This window comes from Nocardia mexicana NBRC 108244, from assembly GCF_001613165.1.
GTDB classification, from domain to species: domain Bacteria; phylum Actinomycetota; class Actinomycetes; order Mycobacteriales; family Mycobacteriaceae; genus Nocardia; species Nocardia mexicana.
This window is the reverse complement of the sequence record NZ_BDBV01000045.1, coordinates 88,473-110,845: the sequence shown is the minus strand read 5'-3', so window position 1 is coordinate 110,845 and position 22,373 is coordinate 88,473. Positions and strand designations below refer to the sequence as shown.

General features: G+C 70.8%; 18 protein-coding genes. 13 read left to right on the top strand and 5 right to left on the bottom strand.

The window, feature by feature from the left end; translation table 11 throughout:
• Positions 1-20 precede the first annotated feature (20 nt).
• The 6 genes from ndk to proB all read left to right on the top strand — a co-directional run bounded on the left by ndk (position 21) and on the right by proB (position 8,848).
• Positions 21-437 carry a nucleoside-diphosphate kinase gene (gene ndk, locus NM1_RS18415; RefSeq protein ID WP_068021124.1) on the top strand — a complete coding sequence of 139 codons (417 nt, stop codon included), beginning with the start codon at positions 21-23 and terminating at the stop codon, positions 435-437.
• 504 nt (positions 438-941) lie between these two features.
• Positions 942-5,060 (top strand): translation initiation factor IF-2 N-terminal domain-containing protein, encoded by a 4,119-nt coding sequence (locus tag NM1_RS41235; protein WP_084519753.1) that lies wholly within the window; start codon positions 942-944, stop codon positions 5,058-5,060.
• Positions 5,061-5,387: 327 nt separating this feature from the next.
• Entirely contained in the window at positions 5,388-5,699 is a 312-nt protein-coding gene (gene rplU, locus NM1_RS18405; RefSeq protein ID WP_068021122.1) for a 50S ribosomal protein L21, read from the top strand.
• Between the two features lie 58 nt (positions 5,700-5,757).
• Positions 5,758-6,024, top strand: coding sequence for a 50S ribosomal protein L27 (gene rpmA / locus NM1_RS18400; protein WP_068021120.1), 267 nt, complete (start codon positions 5,758-5,760; stop codon positions 6,022-6,024).
• A gap of 114 nt (positions 6,025-6,138) precedes the next feature.
• Positions 6,139-7,599, top strand: a complete 1,461-nt coding sequence (gene obgE, locus NM1_RS18395) for a GTPase ObgE (RefSeq protein ID WP_068021118.1) — start codon at positions 6,139-6,141, stop codon at positions 7,597-7,599.
• Positions 7,600-7,747: 148 nt separating this feature from the next.
• The gene (gene proB, locus NM1_RS18390) at positions 7,748-8,848 is read left to right on the top strand and encodes a glutamate 5-kinase (RefSeq protein WP_068021240.1); all 1,101 of its coding nucleotides are present in this window, start codon (positions 7,748-7,750) and stop codon (positions 8,846-8,848) included.
• A 12-nt stretch (positions 8,849-8,860) separates the two neighbouring features.
• On the opposite strand, the gene NM1_RS18385 is transcribed toward proB, so the two are convergent.
• The 5 genes from NM1_RS18385 to NM1_RS18365 all read right to left on the bottom strand — a co-directional run bounded on the left by NM1_RS18385 (position 8,861) and on the right by NM1_RS18365 (position 11,903).
• The gene (locus NM1_RS18385) at positions 8,861-9,247 is read right to left on the bottom strand and encodes a type II toxin-antitoxin system death-on-curing family toxin (protein ID WP_068021116.1); all 387 of its coding nucleotides are present in this window, start codon (positions 9,245-9,247) and stop codon (positions 8,861-8,863) included.
• A complete protein-coding gene (locus NM1_RS18380; RefSeq protein ID WP_068021114.1) occupies positions 9,244-9,447 on the bottom strand; it encodes a ribbon-helix-helix domain-containing protein in 204 nt (67 codons plus the stop codon). Before NM1_RS18380 ends, NM1_RS18385 begins: the two co-directional genes overlap by 4 nt.
• Before the next feature lie 74 nt (positions 9,448-9,521).
• Complete coding sequence (locus NM1_RS18375; RefSeq protein WP_068021111.1) at positions 9,522-10,751, bottom strand: hypothetical protein; 1,230 nt, start codon at positions 10,749-10,751, stop codon at positions 9,522-9,524.
• Positions 10,748-11,122, bottom strand: a complete 375-nt coding sequence (locus NM1_RS18370; protein ID WP_068021109.1) for a hypothetical protein — start codon at positions 11,120-11,122, stop codon at positions 10,748-10,750. The genes NM1_RS18375 and NM1_RS18370 overlap by 4 nt, the downstream gene beginning before the upstream one ends.
• Before the next feature lie 76 nt (positions 11,123-11,198).
• Complete coding sequence (locus NM1_RS18365; RefSeq protein ID WP_068021107.1) at positions 11,199-11,903, bottom strand: ESX secretion-associated protein EspG; 705 nt, start codon at positions 11,901-11,903, stop codon at positions 11,199-11,201.
• Between the two features lie 293 nt (positions 11,904-12,196).
• Between NM1_RS18365 and NM1_RS18360 the strand changes: the two genes are divergently transcribed.
• The 7 genes from NM1_RS18360 to NM1_RS18330 are packed head-to-tail and all read left to right on the top strand — an operon-like array spanning position 12,197 to position 22,257.
• Positions 12,197-14,878: a phosphoenolpyruvate synthase gene (locus NM1_RS18360; RefSeq protein WP_246010811.1), complete on the top strand. Its 2,682-nt coding sequence runs from the start codon at positions 12,197-12,199 to the stop codon at positions 14,876-14,878.
• Entirely contained in the window at positions 14,868-18,341 is a 3,474-nt protein-coding gene (locus tag NM1_RS18355; protein WP_068021102.1) for an AMP-binding protein, read from the top strand. The genes NM1_RS18360 and NM1_RS18355 overlap by 11 nt, the downstream gene beginning before the upstream one ends.
• Entirely contained in the window at positions 18,338-18,586 is a 249-nt protein-coding gene (locus tag NM1_RS18350; RefSeq protein ID WP_068021100.1) for an acyl carrier protein, read from the top strand. Before NM1_RS18355 ends, NM1_RS18350 begins: the two co-directional genes overlap by 4 nt.
• Complete coding sequence (locus NM1_RS18345) at positions 18,583-19,788, top strand: SDR family oxidoreductase (protein ID WP_084519752.1); 1,206 nt, start codon at positions 18,583-18,585, stop codon at positions 19,786-19,788. The genes NM1_RS18350 and NM1_RS18345 overlap by 4 nt, the downstream gene beginning before the upstream one ends.
• Positions 19,785-20,693: a nucleoside-diphosphate kinase gene (locus NM1_RS18340; RefSeq protein WP_068021097.1), complete on the top strand. Its 909-nt coding sequence runs from the start codon at positions 19,785-19,787 to the stop codon at positions 20,691-20,693. The genes NM1_RS18345 and NM1_RS18340 overlap by 4 nt, the downstream gene beginning before the upstream one ends.
• Complete coding sequence (locus NM1_RS18335; protein WP_068021095.1) at positions 20,690-21,655, top strand: ScbA/BarX family gamma-butyrolactone biosynthesis protein; 966 nt, start codon at positions 20,690-20,692, stop codon at positions 21,653-21,655. Before NM1_RS18340 ends, NM1_RS18335 begins: the two co-directional genes overlap by 4 nt.
• Entirely contained in the window at positions 21,646-22,257 is a 612-nt protein-coding gene (locus NM1_RS18330) for a nitroreductase family protein (protein ID WP_068021092.1), read from the top strand. The genes NM1_RS18335 and NM1_RS18330 overlap by 10 nt, the downstream gene beginning before the upstream one ends.
• Positions 22,258-22,373 lie beyond the last annotated feature (116 nt).

The following is a 22,373-nucleotide window of genomic DNA, read 5'->3' as shown; positions in this document are numbered from 1 at the left end:
AGGACGGTTACAGTGTCGCCGTGACTGAGCAGACGTTGGTACTCATCAAGCCCGATGGCGTGGCCCGGGGCCTGATTGGTGAGGTCATCACCCGCATCGAGCGCAAGGGACTGAAGATCGCGGCACTGGAGCGGAAGCAGGTCTCCGAGGAGGTCGCCGCGGCCCACTACGCCGAGCATGCCGAAAAGCCGTTCTACGCCTCCCTGATCGAGTTCATCACCTCCGGCCCGGTGGTCGCGGCGGTCCTCGAGGGTCCGCGCGCCATCACCGCCTTCCGCCAGATCGCCGGCGGGACCGACCCGGTCGAGAAGGCCGTGCCGGGCAGCATCCGCGGCGACTTCGCCCTCGAGACCCAGTTCAACCTCGTCCACGGTTCCGACTCGCCCGAATCCGCCAAGCGCGAGATCGCGCTCTGGTTCCCCGAACTCACCCAGTAGCAATCCCCGGTTCCGGTCCGCGATACCGCGCCGAGCGCCGAATTCGGCCGCTCCGGCGGCGGGGCGCAAACCCGTGTCAGTGCGCCGCGGGCCTGGGCCGGACGGGCCCGGAGCCCCCGTAGGAGAGCGTCGATGGCGGAGGCCCGGCGCACGGTATGGGATACTGACAGTGGATGTGATCGACGCTCGCCGTTTGCGGTGGGTGGCGAAAGCACCCGATGGCATCGCGGTTCGACGCCGATCATCGCTGCCCCCGGACGGTTCCAAGACTCGGCTGTCCGGCGGCACGCTGGATGAGCGCTCGAGTCCCGGTGTCGAAGCCAACAGCCAGGCGCCGCGTGACCAGTTAGCCCGACCGACGAACGACAAGGTGATAACGGGGCACGCGGGGCGAGACCACAGGACCTTGCGCCCCCGCGGTGTGAGGCGAACGGACAGTGCCCCCGCGTCGGCCGCGTCACTCCCCGTACGGGAGGGACGCGCCCGGGGGCCCGAGGAGATTTCGTGGCCGATCAAGAGCCGCAGGATACGTCGCAGAGCAATGGTGAACCCGCCTCGAACGAGGCGGCCGGGGCAGGGGAGGCGGCGCAGTTGCCCGAACGAATCCGGGTCCATGCGCTGGCGAAGCTGCTGGGGACCACCAGTAGACGCATCCTGGCCCACCTGACCGAACTGGGGGCCGAGGCCCGCAGCCCGCAGTCGAACCTGGACCGCACGGTCGCCGAATCGGTCCGGGACGCGCTCGTTCCGGACGAGGAGGCGGGGGCATCCGGTCCCGCCGCGGCGACGGCCGGGTCCGGGGTTACCGGGACTGCGCCGACTTCGGCGCAGCCGACCGCAACCGGGACGACTGCGGGGACGCCTGCCGCTGGGGAGACCGCCGGAACGGCCGCAGCCGAAGTGTCTGCGGCGACCGGCGCTGCCGGAGCGAACTCAGGGGCGTCCGGAGCTGGAGCGAACGCCGGGACGGCCGAAGTCGGAGCGAACCGGGGGACGTCCGCTGCCGGAGCGAACGCCGGGACGGCCGAAGTCGGAGCGAACCCGGGGACGTCCGCCGCTGGAGCGAACGCCGGGACAGCGAAGGCGTCGGCTGGGACGACCGCGACCGAACCAACCGCTGGGGCGGCGGCAGCTGAAAGCGCCGGGGCGGCCGAGGCGTCCGGTGGGACAGCCGCAGGCGAGGCGACCTCTGGCGCCGCAGCCGCCGCGCCCGCTCGGACCACTGCGGCCGAGGCCGACGAGGCGGTGTCGGCCTCCGCCGGGACTGTCGCCCACGGCGCGGCGTCGTCCGGGCAGCCCGGTTCCGCCGAACCGCCGCACCCCAGTCAGTCGCTGTTCACCAGCCCCTTCCATGCGCCGGAACCGCCCGCCCCCGAGCCGGTGGTGTTCGAGGCGCCCGCCGTGCTGGCCACCCCGCTGTTCCTGCCGCCGGACGCCACCGCCGCCCAGGAGATGCGGCGCAAGCGGCGCGTCGAGCGGCAGTCGCAGACCACCGAGGACAAGCTCGACAAGCCCGTCGAGGACAAGCCCGACAAGCCCGTCGAGGACAAGCCCGCCAAGCAGCGGCCGGAGGACAGCGTCGCCGCCGACGAGGCCGAGACCGAGTCCGAATCCGGCGCGTGGGACGACGACCAGTCCCGCGACGACGGCGAGGACGGTGGCCGTTCGCGCCGCCGTCGCCGCGGCCGCCGCGGGCGTGGCCGGGGACGCGGCGAACAGCATGCCGACTCCGACGATTCGGACGACAACGACTCCGACGACACCGACCGGGACTCGGCCGAGTCCGGCTCCGAGGACGGCGACGCCACCGAGGACGGCGCGGACGAGGGCGGCGTGCCGGAGGGTTCCAGCCGTCGTCGCCGTCGTCGGCGGCGGCGCAAGGCGGGCGACGATGCCGACGGCACCGAGCCGAGCGACGACGATCCGCCGAATACCGTCGTGCACGAGCGCGAGCCGCGCAATAAGCGCCGCGCGGCCAGCGACGAGGTGCAGGGCATCAGCGGCTCCACCCGCCTCGAGGCCAAGCGCCAGCGCCGCCGCGACGGACGCGAGGCCGGCCGCCGCCGGCCGCCGATCCTGACCGAATCCGAATTCCTGGCCCGCCGCGAGTCGGTGGACCGGGTGATGGTGGTGCGCGAGAAGGTCTTCCCCGACCAGCACGACCACGCGTCCGCCACCACCCAGGTCGCGGTGCTCGAGGACAACATCCTGGTCGAGCACTTCGTGACCAGCACCGGCCAAGCGTCCATGGTGGGCAACGTGTACCTGGGCAAGGTGCAGAACGTGCTGCCCAGCATGGAGGCGGCGTTCGTCGACATCGGCCGCGGCCGCAACGGCGTGCTCTACGCCGGCGAGGTGAACTGGGAGGCCGCCGGGCTCGGCGGCAAGGAGCGCAAGATCGAGCAGGCGCTCAAGCCCGGTGACACGGTGCTGGTGCAGGTGTCGAAGGATCCGGTGGGGCACAAGGGCGCCCGGCTGACCACGCAGATCTCGCTGGCGGGCCGCTTCCTGGTGTACGTGCCGGGCGGCAGCTCCACGGGTATCAGCCGCAAGCTGCCCGATACCGAGCGCAAGCGGCTCAAGGAGATCCTGCGCGATATCGTCCCGCAGGACGCGGGGGTCATCATCCGCACCGCGTCCGAAGGCGTCAGCGAGACCGAGCTGGCCCGCGACGTGGAGCGGCTGCAGGCCACCTGGAAGACCATCGAGGACCAGTCCAAGAACGGCTCGGGCGCGCCGAAGACGCTGTACGAGGAGCCCGATCTCCTGGTCAAGGTGATCCGCGACCTGTTCAACGAGGACTTCTCCAAGCTGGTCATCGAGGGCGACCGGTCCTGGACGACCGTGGAGAGCTACATCCGCACGGTGGCGCCGGATCTGCTGGCGCGAGTCGAGCGGTACGACAACGGCAATGTCGATGTGTTCGGCAGCTTCCGCATCGACGAACAGCTGGCCAAGGCGCTCGATCGCAAGGTGTGGCTGCCCTCGGGCGGCACGCTGATCATCGAGCGCACCGAGGCGATGACGGTGATCGACGTCAACACCGGCAAGTTCACCGGTGCGGGCGGCAGCAACCTGGAAGAGACGGTCACCCGCAACAACCTGGAGGCCGCCGAGGAGATCGTGCGGCAGATGCGGCTGCGCGATATCGGCGGCATGATCGTCGTCGACTTCATCGACATGGTGCTGGAATCCAACCGGGATCTGGTGCTGCGCCGTCTGACCGAGGCGCTCGGCCGCGACCGCACCCGCCACCAGGTGTCGGAGGTGACGTCGCTGGGCCTGGTGCAGATGACCCGCAAGAAGCTGGGCACCGGACTGGTGGAGGCGTTCTCCACCGTCTGCGAGCACTGCCACGGCCGCGGCATCCTCGTGCACAACTACCCGGTCGAGACCGCGCCCACCGAGGAGAGCTCGGGCCGTCGCGAGGGCCGACGCCGCCGCAAGGACAAAGAGAAGGACAAGGACAAGCCCGCCGCGGCGCCCGCCACCAACGGCACGGCCGCCCATGTCGACGGGGACCACGAGGAGGACGCGGCCGCCAAGCGGGCGCATCCGGTCGCGCTGGCAATGGCCGCGCACCAGGCCGAAGGGGTCACCGAGGCCGAGCTCGAGGTCGTGACGGCGGAGTCCGGCGCGGCGAGTTCGGCAGGGACGCAGGCGGAACCGGACGCCGGAACCGACCGTGCGTCGAGCCGCGAGTCCTCGGGAACTGCCACACGCTCGCGGCGCCGGGCACGGCGCGGGAGCGACCGCAGCGCGGACCGGGCCGAAGTGGCCGGTAAATCGGCGGACTCCGCAAGCGCCTCGGCGCCGTCGGCCGCCGGGTCGGAAGCCGGTGCGTCGAGCCCCGCTGCACTGCCGGATACCGCTGCCGCGGCATCGAGTACAGCTGCCGCATCGGACGCGGGTGTGTCATCGAGCACCGCTGCCGAGTCGGATGCAGGTGCGTCATCGAGCGCTGCTGCCGTGTCGGATTCGGGTGTGCCGTCGACCGCTGCTGCCGGGGCCGACGCCAACGCGTCGAGCACCGCCGCGCTGTCGGATACCGCGGCTGCTGAAACGTCGGGCACCACCGCTTCCTCGGATGCTGCCGCGCCGTCCGGCACTGCTGCCGCCCGGGAAGCGGGAGTTACATCGGGCGCGCCTGCTGCCTCGGAGGCTGCGGCGTCTTCGGATCCTGCTGCGACTTCGGCCGCTGGTGCACCGAGCACAGCTGCGTCTTCGGACACGGTTGTGTCGGCAGGCCGTGCCGCATCATCGGACGCTGGCGCATCATCGAGCGCCGAACCCTCGGGTGCGGGATCGAGTACTGCCGCGGCGCCGGTCAGCGGCGGGCCAGCGGGTAGCACGGCACCGGCGGAGAGTGGTGGATCCGGGACTGCCGCCTCGACAGGTGAGCAGGCGCCCGACACGGCTCGCCGTGGGCGGCGCCGGGTGGCGCGCAGTACCGCGGCGCCCAGCACCGATGCCGAGGGCGCGGTGTTCGTGCTGTCCAGCACGGAGCAGCAGGCCCCGTCCGTCGACCTCACCGACATCCCCGCGCCGGAGGTGCCGCCGCGCAGCCGCCCGCGCCGCCGGTCGGCCGGTAGGGCCGCGGGCGCCCCGGAACAGTCCGACTGAGCGCAGACCGACCGCAGGCCCGCACCGACCCGGTGCGGGCCTGCGTCGTGTCCGGCCGATGTGATGGACGTGTGGGGATCAGGGCGCGGGGGCCGGTTTGGTTGGGCGGGTGGGCGTCCTGTAATCTTGGACAGTCGCTGCCCGGTGACAGCACTGCGCTGTGTCGCCTGATTGCTGCAAAGCAGGGCCGGTTCCATACGAGAACCCACCAGGCACCGAGGCGGCGTGATTACCAGACCAGACGTGCGGCGGTCTCCGGTGCGATCCGGCAGTCCGGCCGCGTGAGCACAGTGCCGAGCACTAGTAGAGGAAGAGGGTAGCCGACCGATGGCAACGTACGCGATCGTCAAGACCGGCGGAAAGCAGTACAAGGTCGCGGTCGGTGACCTGGTGAAGGTCGAGAAGCTCGAGGGTGAGCCGGGCACTGCCGTGTCGCTGTCGCCGGTGCTGGTCGTGAACGGCGCCGAGCTGACCACCGATGCGGACAAGCTGGCCAAGGTGTCGGTGTCCGCCGAGGTGGTCGAGCAGACCAAGGGCCCGAAGATCCGCATCCACAAGTTCAAGAACAAGACCGGCTACCACAAGCGTCAGGGCCACCGTCAGAAGCTGACGGTCCTGAAGGTCACCGGCATCAAGTAACCGCACCGAAGTTTGAAGTAGGCGGGCCGCCCGGCCCCCACTCGGAGGAGTCTCAGCAATGGCACACAAGAAGGGTGCGTCCAGCTCCCGCAACGGTCGCGATTCCAATTCCCAGCGGCTCGGCGTCAAGCGCTTCGGCGGCCAGACGGTCAAGGCCGGCGAGATCCTGGTCCGCCAGCGCGGCACCCACTTCCACCCGGGCGTGAACGTCGGCCGCGGCGGCGACGACACGCTGTTCGCCCTCGAGGCGGGCTCGGTCCAGTTCGGCAGCAAGCGCGGCCGCAAGACCGTCAACATCGTGGTTCCGGAGCCGGCGCAGGCCTGAGCCGCGCCGGAGAGCCTTCCACAACTTCGAAGCGGGTCAGGGTGACGAACACCCTGGCCCGTTTTCGTGTCTTCAGGACCAGTCGACCGTTCGAGAAGGAGGATGATCAGGTCCATGTCCAAGTTCATCGATCGCGTCGTGCTGCACGTCCGCGCCGGGAAGGGCGGCCACGGGTGCGCGTCGGTCCATCGGGAGAAGTTCAAGCCGCTCGGCGGTCCCGACGGCGGTAACGGGGGCAACGGCGGGGACGTCATCCTCGAGGTCGACCCCAATGTGCACACCCTGCTGGACTTCCACTTCCACCCGCACGCCAAGGCGGGCAGCGGAAAGCCCGGCGAGGGCGGCAACCGGGACGGTAAACAGGGCGGCGAACTGCTGCTGAAGGTGCCGGACGGCACCGTGGTGATCGGCCCGGACGGCGAGGTGCTGGCCGATATGGTCGGCGGCGGCAGCCGGTTCGTCGCCGCGCGCGGCGGGCGCGGCGGGCTCGGCAACGCGGCGCTGGTGTCGCGGGCGCGTAAGGCGCCCGGCTTCGCGCTGCTCGGCGAGGAGGGCGAGGAACGCGATCTCGTCCTCGAGCTGAAGTCTGTCGCCGATGTCGGGCTGGTGGGCTTCCCGTCGGCCGGGAAATCGTCGCTGGTCTCGGTGCTGTCCGCGGCCAAGCCGAAGATCGCCGACTACCCGTTCACCACGCTGGTGCCGAACCTGGGCGTGGTGTCCAGCGGGGACACCACCTTCACCATCGCCGACGTGCCCGGACTGATCCCCGGGGCGAGCGACGGCCGCGGTCTGGGCCTGGACTTCCTGCGGCACCTGGAGCGGTGCGCGGTGCTGGCGCACGTGGTGGACTGCGCGACCCTGGAACCCGGCCGCGATCCGATCTCGGATGTGGACGCGCTGGAGGCCGAACTGGCCGCGTACAAGCCCGCGCTGAAGGCCGACGCCGGGCTCGGAGACCTGGCGGACCGCCCGCGCGTGGTGATCCTCAACAAGACCGACATACCCGATGCCGACGAGCTCGCCGATATGGTGACCCCGGAGTTCGCCGCGCGCGGCTGGCCGGTGTTCAAGATCTCGGCGGTCAGCCGGGAAGGCTTGCGGCAGTTGAGTTTCGCGCTCGCGGACCTGGTTCGCGAGTACCGCGAGGCGCATCCGAAGGCGGCGCCGAAGCGGCCGGTGATCCGGCCGGTGGTCAAGGGCGAGAGCGGTTTCACCGTCGAGGTGGATCCCGACGTGCCCGGCGGTTTCATCGTGCGCGGCGAGCGCCCCGAGCGCTGGGTGCGCCAGACCCAGTTCGACAACGACGAGGCCGTGGGCTATCTGGCCGACCGGCTGGCCCGCCTGGGCGTGGAGGAGAAGCTGGCGCGGTTGGGCGCCGAGCCCGGCGCCCCCGTGACCATCGGCGACATCAGCTTCGACTGGGAACCGCAGATCTCCGCGGGCGTCGACACCGTGATGACCGGCCGCGGCACCGACCCCCGCATCGACCAGACCGAGCGGATCTCGGCGGCCGAGCGCAAGCACGCCTCCCGAGTCCGCCGCGGCCTGGTCTCGGAGGACGAGGACCGGCCGTGAGCCCCAATTCCCGCACCCCCTACCAGTTCCCGCACCCCTCGCAAGGCCCTGGGGAGGGTGCGGGAATGCGCAAGGGGTGCGGGAATGCGTGGCGGGGGTTCTTGTGGGAGTGAGTTCGGGTATGACGCAGGTTGATTCGGGGCGCGAGTTGAGTGAGGCGCGGCGGGCGGTCGCTACGGCGCGCAGTGTGGTTGTGAAGATCGGGTCGTCGGCGTTGACCAGTCTGGAGGGTGGGCTCGACACCGGGCGGCTGGACAGGCTGGCCGATGCCGTCGAGGCGCGGATGCGGGCCGGGTCCGACGTCGTGGTGGTGTCCTCCGGCGCCATCGGCGCGGGTATCGCGCCGCTCAAATTGTCTTCTCGGCCAAAGGATTTGGCTACCAAGCAGGCGGCGGCGAGCGTCGGGCAGCTGGCGCTGGCGCACGCCTGGGGGACCTCCTTCGCGCGCTACGAGCGCACCGTCGGTCAGGTGCTGCTGACGGCGGGGGACTTCTCGCGCCGCGAGCACCACCGCAATGCGCAGCGGACGCTGGATCGGCTGCGGTCGCTGCACGCGGTCGCCGTGGTCAACGAGAACGACACCATCGCCACCGAGGAGATCCGGTTCGGTGACAACGATCGGCTGGCCGCGTTGGTCGCGCACCTGGTCGGTGCGGATGCGCTGGTGCTGCTGTCGGATGTGGACGGGCTCTACGACGGCGATCCCCGCAAGGGTGCGGCGGCGTTCATCCCGGAGGTGCGCAGCAGCGCCGACCTCGACGGCGTGATCGCGGGCAGCGGCGGGGCGCTCGGCACCGGCGGCATGGCCTCGAAGCTGTCGGCGGCCCGGCTGGCCGCCGACGCCGGTGTCCCCGTGCTGCTGGCCGCGGCCTCGGATGCGGCCGCCGCGCTCACCGGCGCCTCCGTCGGCACCGCCTTCGCCGCGCGCCCGGTCCGCCTGTCGGCCCGCAAGTTCTGGGTCCGGCACGCCGCCGACAGCCGCGGCGCCGTACTGCTCGACGAGGGCGCCGTGCAGGCCGTCGCGCACCGCCGCCGCTCCCTGCTCGCGGCCGGTATCACGGGCGTGCGCGGCCGCTTCTACGGCGGTGACGTCATCGATCTGGTGGCCCCCGACGGCCGTGTGGTCGCCCGCGGCGTCGTCGAATACGACAGCACCGAACTACAGACCATGACCGGCCGCTCCACCACCGAACTCCCGGAAGGCATGCAGCGCCCGGTGATCCACGCCGACGACCTGGTGAAGGTGTAGGGCCGCAGACGGCTAGATCGGCCGTAGAAGCGGTGTGATCCGCTTGACGATGGCCGGTACGTCGGCCGTCGTATGTGTGGCGATGTCCAACATCATGACAAAAAGCTCGTCTTCGGCTGCGGGGTCGAAGCACATGCCGTTCAGCTGCAGGAAGACATCGGTCGCGACGAAGGCGATGCGCTTGTTGCCGTCCACGAACGGATGCGATGTTGTCAGCGAATGGAGGAGTGCCGCGGCCTTTTCGGGGAGCGACGGGTACGGATCGACACCGAATGTGACGGTCGCCGGACGCGCGGCCGCCGAGGCCACCAGGCCATGGTCGCGGACTATGAGGTGGTCACCGATGGTCGTGCGACCGATGGCAACGATGTCCTCGGCGCTCAGGTACCGAACGCTCACGCATCACCCAAACGCTCGATCAGGCCTGCGTGGTCACGATTGGTTTTCCGAGCCAGTTCCAAGACGTGCGCCATATCTCGACGCTGCCGGTACTCCTCCAGGGCCGCGACGACGATGGCGTTCTTGGAACGCCTCTCGTGCTGTGCGGTTTCGTCCAGCCAATGGTCGAGATCCTCGGGCAGTCGCGCCGCAAAGGCCATCACATTCTCCTCCCGCCTGACTGGTACCAATCATGGTACCAGTCGTGGTACCAGGACTCGGAGCCGCTGCGGCGTCACTTGCTCGGTGGGCTGACGCCGGGTTGGTCGGGGGTGTTGGGGGATGAGGATTCTTCGGGGATGGGGCCGGTGACTCCGGGTTGGCCCTCCTCGTCGGTGAGGGGTGGGCCGGGCGGGAGTTGGTCCGGGGGTGGGGCCGGAGGTGGTGGGGCCGTGGAGGGTTCGGGTGTCGGGGAATGGGGAGGTGGTGGGGCGGGTGTCGCCGGGGGAGGTGCCGAGGACTCCGGAGCTGGTGGAGGTGCCGGAACCGTTGTGCCGGTGGGAGGTTGGGGTGCGGCGGGTGAATTCGGTGCGGGCGCCGGGGAGTGGTCGGGGGTGGGAGGTGCCGTGGTGGTAGGGGGCTGGCTGGGGGAAGGCGTTGCGGGCGTGGGGGATTGGGGTGCAGGGCTCGGCGCGGGGGCGGGGTCCGCGGGCTGTCCGGGAGCCGTCGGTGGTTGTCCCGGGGTCGTAGGGGGCGGTGATAGTGGCTGCTCGGGGGTCGCGGGCGGTTGCCCCGGAGTGGTGGGCGGCTGCGGCTTGTCCGGCGTGGGGTGTCCGGGCGCCGGGGGTGCGGGCTGCTGATCCGGGATGGAATCCTGTGACCGGTCCGGACCGTTCCCGGACGGCGGCGGAACCGATTGCGGGGCAGCGGGATACGGCGAACCGGGCACCGCGCCGGGCAGCGCCGGGGGGTCGGGCAGTGCCGGAACCCCGGTGCCCGCAACCGAATACGCGGGCTTGTAGATCATGTTCATCGCCAGCAGCGCCTCCTGGCGCAGCGCCTCCTGCGCCACCTGTGCGTCGATGACATGGGCGGACTCCAGCACTCGGGCGATCGCGCCGATCGGGCCCGAGTTGCCGGGCGCCACGACGGCCAGCTTCACGGCCTCGGCCGCCGCCGCCAGCGCGCCCAGGCGCGCGCCCACCTCGCCCATGACCGCGGCGAGTTCCTCGACCGATTCGGCCAGCGCGCGGCCGCTGGCGTGCGCGGCCTCGGCGGCGGCGCCCTCCCAGCCGGCGGCATCGATCGCCCGGTCGACGTTGCCGCCGGTCAGCGGCATGGAGGTGGTGAGGGTGCCCGCGCCCTCCAGCCACGCCAGCGACGCCTGCAGGATCTCCCCGGCGTCGATCTGCTGGGTGCCGGCGTGGATCTGCTCGTGCGGCATCGACTCGAAATGCTCCATCGCGCTGATGTATTCCGGGTCGGTCTCGCGCGGCCGCGGTCCGTACCGGAACTCCGCGGTCATCGGGCCGCCCTCGATGGGAGCGCGCGCAGCGCGGCGGCGTTGGCGGCCTCGGCCTCGTCGTACAGTCCGGCGCTGATCAGGAATCCCTCCTTCATCCGGTAGGAGGCGGCGATGTGCTGGTCGAGCAGCGCGACGGTATCCCGTGCCTTGCGGGCGAATCCGGCCTGCAGCTGCTCTGCCGAGAAGAATCCCCCGAAGCCGTGTAGGTCGGAGGCCGATTCCAGGCGTTGCTGCAGGTGGCGCAGGCGCTCGATCTGCTGGTCGTAGAGCTCGGCGCAGCGCCGCGCCGCGTCCGGATCGAATCGGACGGTGCCGCTCTGCGCCGCCTGCAGAAATCTGGCGATGTCGGCCTGACTCGCCTCGATCGTCATGCGCACCCCCTACGGATCGGTCGGTCGTGACTCAGCCTAATCGCTTAGCCGGTTTCCGGTCAGCTCGTGCGGGCGCTCACCGGGGTATGCGTTTCTGGAGATGCTGTGCGATCTGCTGGGCGGATGCGGGTACCACGTGCACCTCCTCACCCGCGCGGATCAGGTAGCGGCCGTCGTCGGCGACGTCGATCCAGGTGTAGTAGACCGGGGTCGGCGGATCGTCGCGGTCCAGGCGCGATTCGATGCGTATATGACCCTCGGCGGTGTGCGGTTTGAGCAGCAGGCGCCGGATGCGCGGGACCGGCGGCCGGGTGGTGGCCACGGACTCCTCGTCGCGCACCGCGGCGGTCGCCGCCGAACGGGCCGGTTCGCGGCCGGGTGGCGCGTCGGGTAGCAGCCCCGCGATCCGGGCGCCGAGCTTGGCGCTGTGCCCGATCGAGATGTGCACGCGACCGCCGAAGCCCGGGCAGCCCCCCGGATCCTGCACGGCGAGCACGGCGTGGTCGAAGACGGCGGCGCCGAGCGCGCGGATCTCGCTGCCGGGTGTGTGCCGGCCGCCGATCGCCACCACCCGGGTGTGCGGCGCGGCAAGAATGCGCAGGCAGGCGGACAGGTCGGGGTCCGAGCGCAGCGGCAGGCGGGTCTCCAGGATGCGGCGCAGGGTACCGGCTTCGTCTTCGGTGCGGGGAGTCTCGAGGATTCGGAGCGGGAACGGATGGCGGTCCAGGTCGGTCTCGCGCCAGATGTGTGCGAACTCGTCCGGTGTGAAAGACCAACTCACGCCGACAAACACCCTTCACCGATCGTCAAGCCCCTCGTAGCGTAGCGGGGTGCCACGCGAGCGGCCAGACGATCCGAAATCCTCGATCCGTGGGGTGCGCACGTTAACGCACCTGGATGACACTCGATATATCCGAACAACACCGTGGTGACCGCCTGCGCACCAAGAGTAATCCGGGCTGCCCCGCCGAGGGGCGTCCGAAAGTTGAATGTTTCAGATATACCGTGGCAGAACCCGCGGCGCAACCGCCGCGCAGGCGGCGCCCGTGCCTGTAACGGGAGGATGCCGTGCACGTGCTGGATCCGAACACCGAGGACACCGAGGACGCCGAGGCCTACGGCGGTAAGGCGCGCGGGCTGCGACGGCTGCGGCACGCGGGCTTCCGGGTGCCGGAATGGGTGACCCTGGAATCAGGGCTCTTTCAGCTGATGGGATCCGAAATAGTCGCTGCCGCAGCGGAATTCGCCGAATCGACCGATATCGATCAGGCCCTGCGGCGCGGCGCCGCGTTGCGCGAGCGGATCCTGACGGCGCCGCTGCCGCCGGTGGTCGCCGACCGCGTCCGGGATGCCTGTGCCCGGCTCGGCGATGTGGCGGTGGCGGTCCGCTCCTCGGCGGCGGTGGAGGACGGGGCGGGGTATTCGTTTGCGGGCCAGTTCGATTCGCTGCTGAATCGGCGGGGTGTGGAGGCGGTCGGCGCCGCGGTGCTGGCCTGCTGGGCCTCGGCGTGCTCGGAGCGCGTGATCCGCTACGCGTTCGCGCACGGCCTGCCGTTGCCCGCAGCGCCCGCGGTGGTGCTGCAACGGCTGGTCGCGGCCCGGGCCGGGGGCGTGCTGTTCACGGCCAACCCGATGACCGGCGCCCCGGACGAGCTCGTGATCGGCGCCGTCTACGGCCTGGGCGAGGGCCTCGTCTCCGGCGCGGTCGACGCCGATTCGCTTGTGGTGGACAAGGTTTCGGGACAGGTCGTGGAATCGACCCGGGGCGAGAAGGCCACGGCGTACCGGCCCGACGGCGAGCACGGCTGCGCGGCGGTGCCGGTGGCGGCCGAGCAGGGTGCGCGGGCGGCGCTGTCGGACGCCGAGGTGGCGGAGCTTGTCGAGCTGGGCCGCCGGATCGAGTCGGCGTTCGGCGCACCGCAGGACATCGAATGGGCGATCGACGAGCAGCGCCCGTGGGTGCTGCAGGCACGACCGATCACCACCGCGGTGGGTGCGCGGCTGCGCGGCGCCGGTGAGGAGCTCGAGGCCGGGGAGCTGCGAATCTGGGACAACTCCAACATCATCGAGAGCTTCAACGGTCTCACCTCACCCTTGACGTTCACGACGGCCGCCGATATCTACGGCCGGGTCTACCGCGGCTACGCGGAGTCGCTGCGGGTGCCGCCGCGACAGCTGCGCCAGACCGACGCCTGGACGAGTGTGCTGCTGGGCACCTTTCACGGCCGCGTGTACTACAACCTGCTGCACTGGTATCGGATGGTGGGCATCGCGCCCGGTTATCCGCTCAACCGCCGGGTGCTGGAGGCGGCGCTCGGCGTGGCGGAGCCGCTGCCCGACGAGATCGCGAAAACGCTGCGCCCCTTCACTTTTGCCAATCCGCTGGCGCGACTGCGGTCGCGCACCGTGACCACGGCGACCTACCTGCGCCGCATCGTCGGTATCGACGCCATGATGCGGCGGTTCCTGACCGAGTTCTACCGCGTCTACGACGAATTCGACGCCGTCGACGACGCCGGGCTGACCGGGGAGCAGGCCTACGCCCGCTATCGCGAACTGGACAGCGAACTGGTCCGGCGCTGGGGCCCGCTGATGGTGCTCGACGCCATCCTGCTGACCCTCACCGGCCTGCTGTACGTCCTGACTCGACTGCTGTTGCCCAAGGCGCCGGAATGGTTCCTGTACGCGGCCGCGAGTCCGGGGGAAGATGTGGAATCGGCCGAACCGGCCCGCGCCATGGCGGCGATGGCGGAGACGGTGCGGTCGGATCCGGAGCTGCGCGCGGTCGTCGAGAAGGTGGCGCCCGAGCGCATCCGCGCGGAGCTGCAGGCGGGCGGACACGCCGAATTCCTGACGCTCGTGGACGATTACGTCGACCGTTACGGCTACCGCAGCATCGACGAATTGAAGCTGGAGACACCGGATCTGCGCGAGGATCCGGCGAGCCTGTTCGTCCTGCTGCGCGGTGCGCTGCCGCAGGAACGGTCGCGGCGCGGCGGCGAGGCGGACGCCTACCTGGACGCGCATCTGCGCGGCGTGCGCCGCGTGCTGTACGAGCGGCTGCGCCGCAAGGTCGGGCGCTGCGCCGCGCACCGGGAGCGGCTGCGGTTCTGCCGCACCCGCGCCTTCGGCATGGTGAAGCGGATGATCCGGGTCATGGGCCGGGATCTGGTCGCCCGGGGCGTCATCGACGACTTCGCCGACGTATTCCAGCTGACGGTGCAGGAGCTCCGCGGCTGCTACGAGGGCGCGGACACCGGGCCGCTGCGCGGGGCGATCGCGGCCCGAAAGCAGCAGCGGGCCAGCGACTCCCGGCTGGTCGCGCCCGCGCGCTTCGTCACTCGCGGCCCGGGGTTCGGGCGGGCCGAACTGGCCGCACAGGGCTGGGTGCCGGTCACCGACATGCCCGCCGCCACGGCCGGAGCGGTGCTGACCGGGATGCCGTCGGGGCCGGGGGTCGCCACCGGGACGGCGGTCGTGGTCGATCAACCGCGGGATGTCGCGGGCGGGGTGCTGGTCACCTACCGCACCGATCCGGGCTGGGTGGCGGCGCTGCCCTCGGCCGCGGCGCTGGTCATAGAGCGCGGCAGCCCGCTCACCCATGTCGCGATCGTCGCCCGGGAACTGGGTGTGCCGACGGTCGTGCAGGTGCCCGATGCCACCACCAGGATTCGCACCGGTATGCGGGTTCGGGTCGACGGCACCGGTGGAACTCTCACCGTGCTGGCCGAAGGAGACGATCCGCATGCAGGGTGACGACGACATCGCGAGGGTGCGCGGCTGGTTGGTGGATCCCGCCGACGGCACCGGCATCCACCTCGCCGACGAGGCGGACGGCTGGGAGTTCCGGTCCTACCGGGAACTGGCCGACCTGGCCTGGGCGGTGGCGGCGCAGCTGCGCGGGGCCGGGCTCGTCGGCGGTGCCGGCGCCTGCGTGATCATGCCGACGGGATTCCCCTGTGTGGCGGCGTTCTACGCGGTGTGGGCCTGCGGCGGGGTCTTCACGCCGGTCGCGCCGCCGACGTTCGGCGATCTCGCACAATACATTTCGCATGTCGCGGAGATTCTGCGGCAGGCGCGGCCGCACGTCGTGGTGACGTCGGCGGATCTGGAAGCGCTGGTGCGCCGGGCGATGTCGGAGGCCGGGCGCGCCGACGAGCCGGTGCTGATCGGCGAACCGGCACCGGTGGCCGAGCGGGAGTTCGGTGCTCCGGGCGAGTGTGCGCTGCTGCAGTTCACCTCCGGATCCACCGGAACGCCGCGCGGGGTCCGGGTGTCGTGGCGGAATCTGGCCAACAATGTCGCGATGATCACGCGGCTCGTGGACTGGCGGGCCGGGGAGGCGATGGCGTCCTGGCTGCCGCTGTACCACGACATGGGGCTGGTGGGCGCGTTCTTCACCACCGTCACCAATCAGGGCGACCTGTACCTGATGCGCCCCGACCAGTTCATCCGCGATCCGGTGCGATGGCTGCGGGCGATGACCCACGCGCAGCATTCGCCGTCGCCGTCGTTCGCGCTCGGCTATGTGGCGCACCGGGTTTCGCCCGAGCAGATCGCGGAGCTGGACCTGTCCGGGTGGCGGGCGCTGGCGGTGGGCTCCGAACCGGTCGAGGTCGCCGACCTGGCCTCGTTCACGGAACTGGCCGGGCCCCAGGGTTTTTCCGCCCGCGCGTTCACCCTCGCCTACGGGTTGGCGGAGGCGACGCTGATGGTGACCTCCTCGGCCCGCAACCGGCCGCTGACCGCCCTGCGCCTGGACACCGCGAGCCTGCGTTTCGGGCGGCCGATCCAGGTGGTGGACGAGGCGTTCCTCGATGACGGCCGCTGGGTCACGGGGCCGGGCTGGATCACCGGGCTCGGATACTCGACCGCCGAGTCGATCGTCCGGGTCGTCGGCGAGGACGGGCGGGAGCTGCCGGACGGAACGCTCGGCGAGATGGTGGTGACCGGCGATTCGGTGGCCCTGGGCTACACCGGGACGGCGGGCGGGGGCACCCGCATCGAGGACGGTCGATTATCTACCGGCGACGCCGGATTCCGGTATCGCGGCGAGGTTTTCGTGCTCGGGCGGATGGGGTCGAGCCTGAAGGTGCGGGGGCGGTCGGTGTTCATGGAGGACATCGAATCGCGGGTGGCGCGCGAAACCGGGATCACCAAGGGCAAGCTGGCGGCGGTCGCGCTCACCGAAACCGGGGCGCAGGGGGTCGCGCTGTTCGCCGAGACCGCGCCCGGGCCCTGGATCGCCCAGGCCCGCAGCATCGTTCGCGGCGCCCTCGGACCGGCGCAGACCGCCACGATCGTCACCGGGCCGCGCGGGTTCATCCGGCGCACATCGAGCGGCAAGCCCCGTCGCAGGCATATGTGGCAGCTGTTCCGCGACGGGGGCCTGGACGGCGCCGAGGTGCACGAGGACGCGGGGGACCGAACCGGGCCGCCCGGCCCGATGCGTGGCGGCGCACAACAGTCGCCGGTGCTGTCTGTGGAAGCCGCACAAGAGCTGCTCGACCGGGCCCTGAACCAGGTTGCGGTAGCGGAGAATTCGGCGATGCTGCTCGAGGGGTCGCTCGCCGAGGGATTCGGCAACGCGGGCTCGGACGTCGACTTCCTGGTTGTCACCTGCGGCGTCGAGGAACTGCCGACGCTGCCCACGGTGCTGTTCATCGACGGGCGGCGCGTCGAGGTGCGCACCCGGTCGGCGGGGCAATTGCGCGCTCAGCTGGAGCGGGTGGCCCGGGCCGAGCGCCCGGCGGCGCTGGACGAGGACGTACTCAACCGCTGCCAGCGGTTCCTGCACGGCACCGCCCTGCGCGGCGGTCCGGAGGGCGCCGACATCACCGAATTGCGGTCGCTGCTCCCGCCGGACGAGTTCGCGCGGATTCTCGGCGACTGGTGGGCCGAGCGGGCCCGACAGGCGCTGCGCTATGCGGTCGCCCTGCACGCGATGGGGGAGCAGGAAGAAGCCGACGCGTGGGCCCGCGACGGGCTGCTGCAGGCGGTGAAGGCGTGGGCGGCCCGCCGGGGCGAAACCTATGTCGAGACGAAATGGCTGCCCGAGCAATTGGACCGGATCGCCGATCCTGTTGCATCCGCCCGGATGACCGGTGCGGATGCCCACCCGCAACCGATGTCCGGAAACACGTCCGAATGCACGGTGGCAGGGCCGAACTCGGAATTGATCACTCGGTATCGAGCATTGGGGCGGTCCGCATCGCTCTCTGAAATATTGGCTCTGGCAGCGGAATTCGGTGTCGTCGATGTGGCCGACGACCCGGAGCAGGTGGTGCTGGCCCGGGTGCCCGGGGTGACGACGTGGGGTATCGGGGAGCGGGTGCATGTGATCCGCGGGGACAGTGACGTGTTCGTGCTGTCCGAACGCGGTGGGCGTGCCTGGCGGTCGGTGGTGCTGCGGCGGTCGGTGGCCGAGGTGCTCGAGCGCACCGATATCGGGGCCGAGCTGGCCGAATTCGTGCGGCTCGGGCTGGTGGGCCTGCAGTGGCGCGGCGGTGGTTCGATTACGCCGGCGCTGGCGATGTGCAAGCCGCTGCGGCCCTACACCCCGGTGCCGGGACGGTCCGTGCCCGCGCTCGGGCTGGCGGGAGCCGCCCGCGAGGCGGGGCCGGAGGATGCCGAGCCGATCGCCACGTTGTCACCGCTGCCCGCCTCGCGGTTCACCGCCTGTGCGCTCGACCTGGTGTGGTCGAACGTGGTGTTGGAGAACGCGAGGGAGGATCTGGTCGGGGCGGTGAAGGGCGGCCAGGGCGCGGTCGCCGATATCGCGGCCCATCGACTGGTGGCGATGTGCGTGCGAATGCTGTTGTCCGCCTATGGAATACAGCCGCTTCCCGCCGACGTCGCTCCGGCCCGGACGCTGGCCCGCCTGCTGCCGGACGCGGCGGGCGGCCGGGCGGAGTTGCCCGGGGCGGTGGAAGCGGCCGGGCGCGTATGCTTTTCGCAGACGCTCGCGGCCGGTGACGATCCCCTGGCCGAGCTGGCTCGGTTGGACGATCTCGTGGCCCGGGTGCGCGCCCACGTCGGCGGCAACGACTTTCCGGCCTCCTTCGACTCGCGGGAGCAGTGGCGCCGCACCCTGGACATCAGCTACGACTGGCTGCGCGTCGCCGGTTACCTGGATACCGATCTGCCGCTGGACGAGGCCCGCGATCTGCTGACCTCCGGCGGTAGGCAACCGCATCTGCGGGAAGGAGGACCGCGATGACCACCGTGGACGGCGATGTGGCGCACCGGATTCGGCAGCTGATCGAGGCGATGGCCCCCGAACCGCGCGCCGGGGAGGACGATCGGCGGCTCGTCGAGGACCTCGGATTCGATTCGCTGCGCCTGATGGAGCTGACCGTGGTCCTGGAGCGCGCCTTCGAGTTGCCGCGCTACCGGCCCGAACAGCTGGCCGGGGTCCGGCGGGTCGGCGATGTGGTGGCCCTGATCGAGGAGAGCGCTCGGTGACCGGGCGGTGCGAGGTGCTCGTCAGCGGGGCCAGCGGGCTGGTCGGCGCCGAGGTGGCGGCCCGGCTGGTTGCCGCCGGGACCCCGGTAACCACTGTGCTGCACCGGAACTCGCAGATCCTGCGGAACGACGGGGGATCGGTCGATCGGGTCGTGTCGGTGACCGGCAATGTCCGCCGCCCACGCTTCGGCCTGTCCGCCGAGACCGAGGCCGAGCTGGCGGGGCGGGTGGGAGTGGTCGTGCACGCCGCGGCCACCACCGCATTCGATGCCACCGCCGAGGAGTACGAGGAACTCAATGTGCGCGGCGCCGCGCACGCCATCGACCTGGCGCTGCGCTGGGACGTGCCGCTGGTGCACGTGAGTACCGCCTATGTCTGCGGCATGCGCGGCGGGACGGTCGCCGAGGGCGATCTCGACGCCGGACAGGAATTCGGAAACGGCTACGAGGACAGCAAGTTCCGCGCGGAACGGCTGGTGCGCGGGACTCCGGGGCTGCGGTGGGCGATCGTGCGCCCCGGCATCGTCACCGGCGCCGTCGGCACCGGCGCGATCCGCGACTACAAGAATCTGTACACGGTGGTGAAGCTGATCGTGGAGGGCAAGCTGCGATCGCTGCCGGGCCGCTACGACGCCACCCTGGCGCTGGCGCCGGTCGACCATGTCGCCGATGTCGTCGCCGCGGTCGTCCGAGATATCGGCGCGGTCCACGGTCGCACCTTCCACGCCGTCGGTCGTGACACCCTGTCGCTGCGGGAGGTTTCCGATGTGCTCGCCGAGTACCCGTCCTTCCACGTGGCGACCTTCGTACCGGCGGCGTCGTTCGCGGTGGCGGACCTGGATCCGGTCGAGCGCGAGTACTACCTGCGCATCGGTGCGCTCTACACGAGCTATTTCGCGCGCCGACTGCGGTTCGACACGGCGAATACCGATGCGCTGCTGGGCCGCCCGGCCCCCGCCACCGGCAAGGACTACCTACGCCTGCTTCTGGACTACTGCCTGGAGTCCGGCTACCTGGGCACCCCGCTGCCATCGATCGAGGAGGTACTCGCGGCGCACGCCGGACCCGATGCGGCAGCCCTGCCCCAGCCATTCCGGCGTGCCGGGAATGTGAGTGGAGAGCGTGCCGGGAGTGTAGGTGGGGAGCGTGCCTGGGTGGCGGGTGTTGCGCCGAGTGGGGCTGATCGGGGTGGATGCCCATGACCGAAGGGCTGCGTGAGCTGATGGCGTCGCTTACTCCGTCGGCGGAGAAGGCGGATGCGTATATCGGCGACACCTATGTGCAGGAGTGCGTTGCGCATCTGGACGAGATCGGGATGGATGCGGCGAAATTCGCCTGTGAGCATTCGATGTTGCTGGTGAAGCCCGACGCGATCGTGGCTCGTGCGGTTCAACCGACCCTGGATTGGCTGCGGGACAACGAATTCCGGGTCGTCAGTGCCCGGACTCTCACCGCGGACCGGCATTTCGTGCGGGCCCTGTGGTACTTCGCGTGGAATATCGCCTCGCCGGAGCGCCGCAGGCTGGCCGACCTGCTGGTCGAGATCTCGGATGCGCTGGTGCTCGTGGTCTCCGGCCCCGTTCGCGAACTGCCGACACCGGTGCGGCTGACCGCATCGAAGGGCGCCACCGATCCGCGCAAGCGCCGCCCCGGCGAGCTGCGCCACCTGCTCGGACGCGACAGCTATCTGCTGAATCTGGTGCATTCGCCCGACGATCCGGCAGATGTGCTGCGCGAGTTCGCGATCTACTTCGACGAGCGCACGCGCTCGCGGGTGCTGGCGCAGGTGTGCACCGGCATCGACCGCTCGGAGCATGCGGCGACGCTGGCCGACGACCTCTACTTCCACACGCCCGCACGCGATTTCGACCGCCGTTGCGCGCTGGATCGGATTCTGGCCGATCTCGGCGGCGCGCCCGACGGATTCGATCCGGAGTCCGACGAGGACTGCGCACGGCTGCTGCGCCGGGCGTGGGCGGCCGATCGGGCCATGGACGCGTGGTCGGTGATCGTACTCGGATCCCAGGTACTTCCCATGCGCACCGGCACCGGACCGCAGACGCTGCGGCCGGTCGGCGCGCACGATTGGTTGGAGGGTCGACCATGACGACGGACACTGCGACGGTGCAGGCCGCGAGCCACGTGCGCACCATCTCCCGCCTGCTGGCACACCGCTGCGCGGTGTCGGAGGTCTTCGTCACATCGCTGCACGCCGTATCCCCGGACGAGTTCGTGGCCGGTGCGCAGCTGCCGCGCATGCACGCCTACTACGGCGATCACGCCGAACCGCTTGCCGCCCATTACGATCCGCTGCTGGTGATGGAGGCCGCACGACAGGCGGCGATCGCGCTAACGCACGAATATTTCGGCGTACCAACGGATATGGCGTTCATCGTGCGCACCTTCAACGGAGCCGCCACCGACAGCGATGCCTGGGCGATCGGCCGGACCCCGGCCGACCTGGTCATGACCGTCGACATCACGCGGCGGCATCTGCGCGAGGGCGTGGTGTGCGGGCTGGACATGGTGCTCGAGATCGACTGCGGCGGTGTCCCGATGATGACCGTCGACGGATCCTTCACCTGGATACCGCCGCGGCGGTGGGACAGGCTGCGGGCCGAGTTCCGGGAAAGCCTGGGCCTGGGACCATTTCACGGCGCACCCGCGCATGCCGAGCGCGCCGCCCCGGCGGCGGTGGCGCGGGAGAACCGGCGCAATGTGGTGATCGCGCCGGTCCGGCGCAGGGGCGCCGTCGCCGCGGCCGCCCTCGCCGCCGACACCGCGCATCCGTTCCTGTTCGATCACCCGCTCGACCATGTGCCCGGGAGCCTGCTCATCGAGGCCGCCCGGCAGACGGCGTCGGCCATGCTGATGCCGCGCCCGCCCCGATTACGCCGGATCGCCAGTGCCTTCGACAGGTTCGTGGAGTTGGATCGCGGGGCCGAATGCACCGCGGAGATCATCGAATTGGCGCCGCCCACTATCCGATGCGACATTCGTCAGAGCGGTGCGGTGGCCGCGCGAATCGAACTCGAATTCGCGGGGCGGGAGGAGCTTTCGTGCGAGTGACCGACCTGTTGACGACGACGCGGTCGTTCCGGCGGCGGCTGGATCTGTCGCGACCGGTGCACCGCGAGGAGGTACAGGACTGCCTGGACATCGCGGTCTGCGCACCGAGCGGGTCGAATCGCCAGCCGTGGCGGTTCCTGGTCGTGCAGGATCCACAGCGCCGCCGGGGGATCGCGCAGTACTACCGGAAAGGCTTCGAGCAGAACATGTCCGGGCGCACACCGCGCCCGGACCAGCTGGCCGATCTGGCCTCGGCACGCCATCTCGCCGAGCATCTGCACGAGGTGCCGGTGCTGGTGCTGGTGTGTGCGATGGGGCGGCCGCCGGGCACGGACGAGCGGATGCTGGCGAGCTTCTACGGTTCGGTGTACCCGGCGGTGTGGAACCTGCAGCTGGCGCTGCACGCCCGGGGACTCGGCTCCTGCCTCACCACCGCGCACCTGGCGTACGAGCGGGAGGTGGCGGGGCTGCTGGGCCTGCCGTTCGACCAGGTCACCCAGGTGGCGCTGCTGCCGGTGGCCCGGCTGCGGCCCGGCCGTGATACCGCGCCGCCGCGACGGCCCGCGGCGGAGGTGACGATGTGGGATCGATGGGAGTCGTGAGTTCGTGCCGGGATGACGGTGGTGGACGCTGTGGAACGGGCAGCGCATGAACAGTGATACGGGTACGACCGGGTACCGCCGGGGCGTTGCCTCGGCAGTGGTGCGTCTCGCCAGGT

Bases quoted from the DNA above. Each gene is read 5' to 3' on its own strand.
- NM1_RS18375 (WP_068021111.1), bottom strand. From the start codon at position 10,751: ATGACCGCGGAGTTCCGGTACGGACCGCGGCCGCGCGAGACCGACCCG.
- NM1_RS18335 (WP_068021095.1), top strand. From the start codon at position 20,690: ATGACGACGGACACTGCGACGGTGCAGGCCGCGAGCCACGTGCGCACC.
- rpmA (WP_068021120.1), top strand. From the start codon at position 5,758: ATGGCACACAAGAAGGGTGCGTCCAGCTCCCGCAACGGTCGCGATTCC.
- NM1_RS18355 (WP_068021102.1), top strand. From the start codon at position 14,868: ATGCAGGGTGACGACGACATCGCGAGGGTGCGCGGCTGGTTGGTGGAT.
- obgE (WP_068021118.1), top strand. From the start codon at position 6,139: ATGTCCAAGTTCATCGATCGCGTCGTGCTGCACGTCCGCGCCGGGAAG.
- rplU (WP_068021122.1), top strand. From the start codon at position 5,388: ATGGCAACGTACGCGATCGTCAAGACCGGCGGAAAGCAGTACAAGGTC.
- NM1_RS18340 (WP_068021097.1), top strand. From the start codon at position 19,785: ATGACCGAAGGGCTGCGTGAGCTGATGGCGTCGCTTACTCCGTCGGCG.
- NM1_RS18350 (WP_068021100.1), top strand. From the start codon at position 18,338: ATGACCACCGTGGACGGCGATGTGGCGCACCGGATTCGGCAGCTGATC.
- NM1_RS18380 (WP_068021114.1), bottom strand. From the start codon at position 9,447: ATGGCCTTTGCGGCGCGACTGCCCGAGGATCTCGACCATTGGCTGGAC.
- NM1_RS18370 (WP_068021109.1), bottom strand. From the start codon at position 11,122: ATGACGATCGAGGCGAGTCAGGCCGACATCGCCAGATTTCTGCAGGCG.